Source organism: Salinivibrio sp. IB872, assembly GCF_001995345.1.
Lineage (GTDB): Bacteria > Pseudomonadota > Gammaproteobacteria > Enterobacterales > Vibrionaceae > Salinivibrio > Salinivibrio proteolyticus.
Window position 1 is genome coordinate 1 of sequence record NZ_MUFO01000082.1, and the last position, 4,898, is coordinate 4,898.

Sequence of the window (4,898 nt, forward strand, 5' to 3'; positions counted from 1 at the left end):
ACCAAGGGTGGCTTTGCCAACGAGAACGCATTGCTCAAGTTGCTGTATGCAGGTATGTTGAAGGCGTCAGAGAAGTGGACGCATCCGGTGCAGAATTGGAACCTGACATTGTCCCAATTGAGCATCCACTTCGAAGGACGGCTCGACGACTACGTAGATCTTTAAACGTTGGGTGACACAGAACTATGAACACCCTCGGTTTTTTTGAACGACATATTGTGTTTAAAGTTATCCATAGAATCTGATGGGTCAATAGCTCCTAAATTAAGGCGTTCAATTGTGCTACGAGAGACTGCGACTGACAGAATTGGAGCCTCCTCTAAGTGACCTGTCTGGGAATTAAGCAAGTCGTCTATAGCCGTGACAATAACAAGGTTGTCGGGGATAGCTGAAAAAAGCTCATTACCTACCCGTAATACACAGCTACATACATAATCTTGATATATTTCATTAAACCTTCCCTTTGGCATTTTTTTAACAGACAGCTTTCCGCTCTTTAGTAAACTTTTCGCTTCGGATGGAACTATCTCAGTTCCATGCACATTAATTGTTGCTTCTAAAGTTCCATTGTCGTGGACAGAAATTGATAAACTCGACCCTAGATTTGAGATTTCTGAAAATGGCTGGAGGTTGTCAATTGCTTCAATTTTTGCCTCTGCCTCTCCATCCAAAAGAGCTTTAGCTATAGCTACACTTTCTTTCCATTCCTCTGTTTCTTTCTCCCATTTAGAAACGCTAGCTTTATAGTTGGCCTGATCTTTTTTAATAGCCACATCAACTTTGTGGGAAAGCAATGCTTTTTTCTTCTCCTCCCGTTTGAAAAGACGATCTATAAATCCAGGCTTATAGGATTCTAAAGATTTGCGTGCTTCCGATTCATTATCATTTTTTCTTTGAGGTTCGATAGGTTGAGTAGATGAAGAAATTTTATTCCAGTCTATTGGTGGGGTACATTCTTTGTGGACTGATTGGATTACATCAATATGATTTTCATAGACTTCCACTTCGTAAGCTGCCTGCTCTAATTCTTGCATTTTTTCATATTGCTTTTGCTGCCTTTCAAGATCCCTTTGTCGTCTTTTCGCATCTCGTTCTGCAGCACGAACTGCTGCACCGATTGAACGAACGGTTCCTTTCCACCCCATAGTCGATATCCCTCTTATTAGTTACAGCTAACGCCAAATTAAGGTGTGAACAACGCTAACCACCTACCTAAAGCATTGTGCCATAAACACTCAACTTGCTTGAAGTGAGAGCGCCGAGCGTTGTGAATCACTCTTAAATTCATTTGTTAGCTTTCTGATCCCACCAGTGTACTGATATCAAAAAATCTCTCAATTTCACCAAAAGTATCTATTCCTTCGAGTCCTATATACTCAGGGGTATTCCTAAATTTCATATAAATGACAAGCAGGACGTTGTGATGCTGATTTAAAAAGCTCTGAAGCAAAGAAATTGCTGACCTTTCTGTCGTACAATGGAAAGAGCATTTGTTTCGAATCTGTCTCAGAGCAGTAGAAAAAGAGGCTTCAAGAATTGGTTGGACCTCACCTTGATTGAAGTCCATCGATGAAATAATGTTAGTTGTTTCTTTTTGCATTTCAGCATCAATTTTACTCACATCTCTTGTGTTACCCTCTACTTCTACTTCAGGGTTTATGATCAAGAAAGCTTTGAATGCCTCATACATGTGACCACACCATCTAGCATAAGCATCAAAATGGTGGAGTTTTATTTTTTCATCAGGCTGCCACTCTGGATTCGCGAGCCTAACTGAACACGCACGATAGAATTCACTGAATGCGAATTCCGCACGTAACATTTCAAACTTAATACTCTGTTTATAATCAATACTTTCCTCTAGACTCACATTTTCCTCCGTGAAAGCTAACGCCCGCTTAAGGGGCAGACAACGTTACTACTAACTTTCCGCATAACACCGTAACCACTAAAACAAACGCATTATAAAAATGCCGCGAGTTGGCTGTCCCTCWTGAAGCGTTTGTTATGCAAATTTTTGGGACAGACCAAAATTTTCAGTAAACATAAAAGCTAAAACTGTAAATAACCCCATAAATACGGGTAAAAAATAGTCTATATCTTCACTCCAAGCAGCTAGCTGGCAAGCTATTGGGACTGCTACTTCAATATGGTGGAGCTTAGTTTCGCGACTGACATTTTGAGTAGTAACAGAGCCTAATACTCTAAAACGCCCTACCTTGGGGAAAGTAGCTTTTATTTTTTCAATTTCAATTTCTGCATCCGAAATATCAGAGTGTTGAATCTGCTTGATATAGCTAATACACCATTTTTTATAAATCTGATCATTGTTTATTTTCTGATATCGCGGATGAAACTGTTGAAGAATATTCACTCTTTTTCTATGAGGACTATCCTCTAACATAATTGCATAATAGAAATACCTAAGAGTTCCATATATACACATGATCAGTAACGCCACTTTGATATTTTCAGGATTTGAAATTTTGATAGGAAGCCCTAAAAGAGGTATAGGTTTATCCATACTAATAGAAATACCAGCCAAGAAGTAAGATGATGCTACCAATGATGAGATCAAACAAAATCGTCTCAATTTTTCAATATCTGGCACAGAAGCCTCCTATTTGCATAACGCCGCGCTCTGCGGCAAAATTTGGAGAGCAGAGGAAAGTTTGTCCGGCAGCAGCGCCTTGTTAGTTTTTCTTTGGTTTGCACTTTTTAGTCTTTAACCAATTTTGGTCAATATCTATTTTAGATAGAGAAATTTTGTAATTTAGCGCCCTTAGTGTTTTTAAAGAATTCTTTAATGTCACCTTTGAAAAGAATGGGAGCTCTTTCGGTATATCTTTGGTTGTAGCAATTGCATAAACCACCCTATATTTACTTGGGTCTGGCCTTGGTTTTGGGTCGGCCAATTTGATTGATGCAGGCAATTTTGGGTTCAATTTTTCTCTATAGTCAGAGTCTTTTATAAACGCTTCCGCAGCCACAAAGCCTTGAGAGAATAGGTGACTGAGTGTGCTAGAGCTTCTGTATAACTTGACATGAACAAATTCATTTCCACCCTTTATCAAATCACAGTGCTCTAGCTTGTCATAAGGACCACCAATCTGGATATTATTTTTATCCATCAAGCAAAAATCGCTTTTTGTCTTAGCAACTAGCTCGTTATAGTCGCTCTCATCATCATGAGAATATATGGGAAATGAAAATGGATGAATATCAATATCGCTGAGGTAATCATCAACTGCTGACACAAAATTACAGTTTATTTTGTACCATACTCCATTTCTTAAAATGTAATGATCTTTTCCAAACTTAATTTCAGCATATAAACAGCGGTAGACAGGCCAATTTTTTACAGACTGATACTCATTGTCGTTTACGTGAACAACATTGCTCTTCATTAACTCAACCGTAGGAGTTACGCCATCAAGGTATGTTATATAGTCATCGAAAGATAAAACCACATGACGAGGTGTTTTCTGGTACATATCAAATGAATAGCCGATTTGACCTTCCCAGTCTACTATCTCCGGTTCTCCTAACCAGAAATTAGAAACATTGTTATTGCTTAAGTATTGATCTAGTTCCAAATCTAGTATTTCAATTTCGTCATAGTCCCGAACCCTATTGATATTTTCTACCCAGCTAAATTTGTCCGGAAGATTGGAACGATATTGCTTGATTGATTTTGAAAGAATCGCGGGTATATCTGAAAGATTGGCTTCTACTGCTATTGTAAGGGCATCCCTACCAGTTACATGACTACCAAATTCTTTTACTAATGATGCGCCTGTTACTGCGTAAAGCATCTCCATCTCAGAATCTAAATGGAGATTGAATATATCAACATCCCGAGTGCTTTGAGTTCTTGAATTCAATGGATTGTGATCATAGCTGGCTTTATCCAAACTTCTCAGCTTGTCAGGATCTACCGAGTTCAGCGTCACTTTTAGACCGAAGTCACGCTCGATAGACTCTTGCTTTAAAAGATGAAAACCAGTGCCAAAAGACAGTACAAATGTAGCTCCTGATACTCTTACGATAAATACAGCACCCACATTTGAAGAGGTGCCAAATTCAGAAACATCAACTTGGCTATCTGTTGTAAACAATCTAGTCCACGGCGGAGAATTTTTAGGTGGCTGCTTTTTTATGTAAAGACGGGCTGACTCTGCTTCTGGCAAGTCCATTTCAATAGGTTGCTTAACATTTTCTAGCTTTATAACATCAGAATCAGGCTTTCTCCCATCTCTCGCCAAATAGATAGATAGCTTTTCTTTTCTGATTTTCTTTACTTTTGCCATAAGTCCCTTCTCGGCTCAGCACTGTAAAACTAACATTGTATTAGCGCGCACGCACGATTTCCCAAAACCGTTATACGCACTCTTGCCCACCTAACTATCTGTTACCAAAATAATTTCTCACCTCTAATGGATACTACTCTTCCGCGAAAGTGTGCATGCCGCCTATCTCTATTCTGGTATTCACACTATCCCCCAAGCGTAATTCTGTAAACGCATGACTAATAAACTCTTTTTGTCATCCGTTCTGAGATAGTGTGAATCGGTCACGGATAAACGCGCACGCTTTTAGCTCTATCTAGCCGATAAGCTGGTCAAACATGGCTCTTCATCGTTCATGGTGGAAAGTCATATCAAGCCCCCCAAAATAGAACAGTATCGCTGTCTTGAACCGTTGTTTGTTTCTAAAGCCTTTGGCTCTAAGCTTCATATATTGGATTTTGGCATTTATAGCCTCCGCCAAGCCATTCGATGCCTTAAGCCGCATTGTATTAAGGATTGCTGGTAAGTGCTTTTTCACTGTCGCTGCTGCTGTCATCAATGGTTWAATTCCACTTGCTTTAACTAAAGCAAGCCACTCTAGCCATTGAT

At 39.3% G+C, this 4,898-nt stretch carries 5 protein-coding genes and 1 pseudogene; 1 reads left to right on the forward strand and 5 read right to left on the reverse strand.

Annotated features, from left to right (window positions below):
- Positions 1-165: pseudogene (locus BZJ18_RS17150) on the forward strand (IS256 family transposase); the annotation flags it as partial.
- Here the strand turns inward: BZJ18_RS17150 and BZJ18_RS16670 are convergent.
- The 5 genes from BZJ18_RS16670 to BZJ18_RS16690 all read right to left on the reverse strand — a co-directional run.
- A complete protein-coding gene (locus tag BZJ18_RS16670) occupies positions 162-1,145 on the reverse strand; it encodes a hypothetical protein (RefSeq protein WP_077458444.1) in 984 nt (327 codons plus the stop codon). The pseudogene BZJ18_RS17150 and the gene BZJ18_RS16670 overlap by 4 nt on opposite strands.
- A gap of 146 nt (positions 1,146-1,291) precedes the next feature.
- Positions 1,292-1,870 carry a hypothetical protein gene (locus BZJ18_RS16675; protein WP_077458446.1) on the reverse strand — a complete coding sequence of 193 codons (579 nt, stop codon included), beginning with the start codon at positions 1,868-1,870 and terminating at the stop codon, positions 1,292-1,294.
- A gap of 135 nt (positions 1,871-2,005) precedes the next feature.
- Positions 2,006-2,611 (reverse strand): hypothetical protein, encoded by a 606-nt coding sequence (locus tag BZJ18_RS16680; RefSeq protein ID WP_077458448.1) that lies wholly within the window; start codon positions 2,609-2,611, stop codon positions 2,006-2,008.
- Positions 2,612-2,693: 82 nt separating this feature from the next.
- Positions 2,694-4,310 (reverse strand): TIGR04141 family sporadically distributed protein, encoded by a 1,617-nt coding sequence (locus BZJ18_RS16685; RefSeq protein WP_077458450.1) that lies wholly within the window; start codon positions 4,308-4,310, stop codon positions 2,694-2,696.
- Between the two features lie 325 nt (positions 4,311-4,635).
- Positions 4,636-4,898 (reverse strand): transposase (locus tag BZJ18_RS16690; RefSeq protein WP_198532265.1); only part of this gene is annotated, 263 nt, incomplete at its 5' end.

What these genes read in the sequence shown, in the direction of transcription:
- BZJ18_RS16685 (WP_077458450.1), bottom strand. Translation starts at nt 4,310, where the DNA reads ATGGCAAAAGTAAAGAAAATCAGAAAAGAAAAGCTATCTATCTATTTG.
- BZJ18_RS16670 (WP_077458444.1), bottom strand. Translation starts at nt 1,145, where the DNA reads ATGGGGTGGAAAGGAACCGTTCGTTCAATCGGTGCAGCAGTTCGTGCT.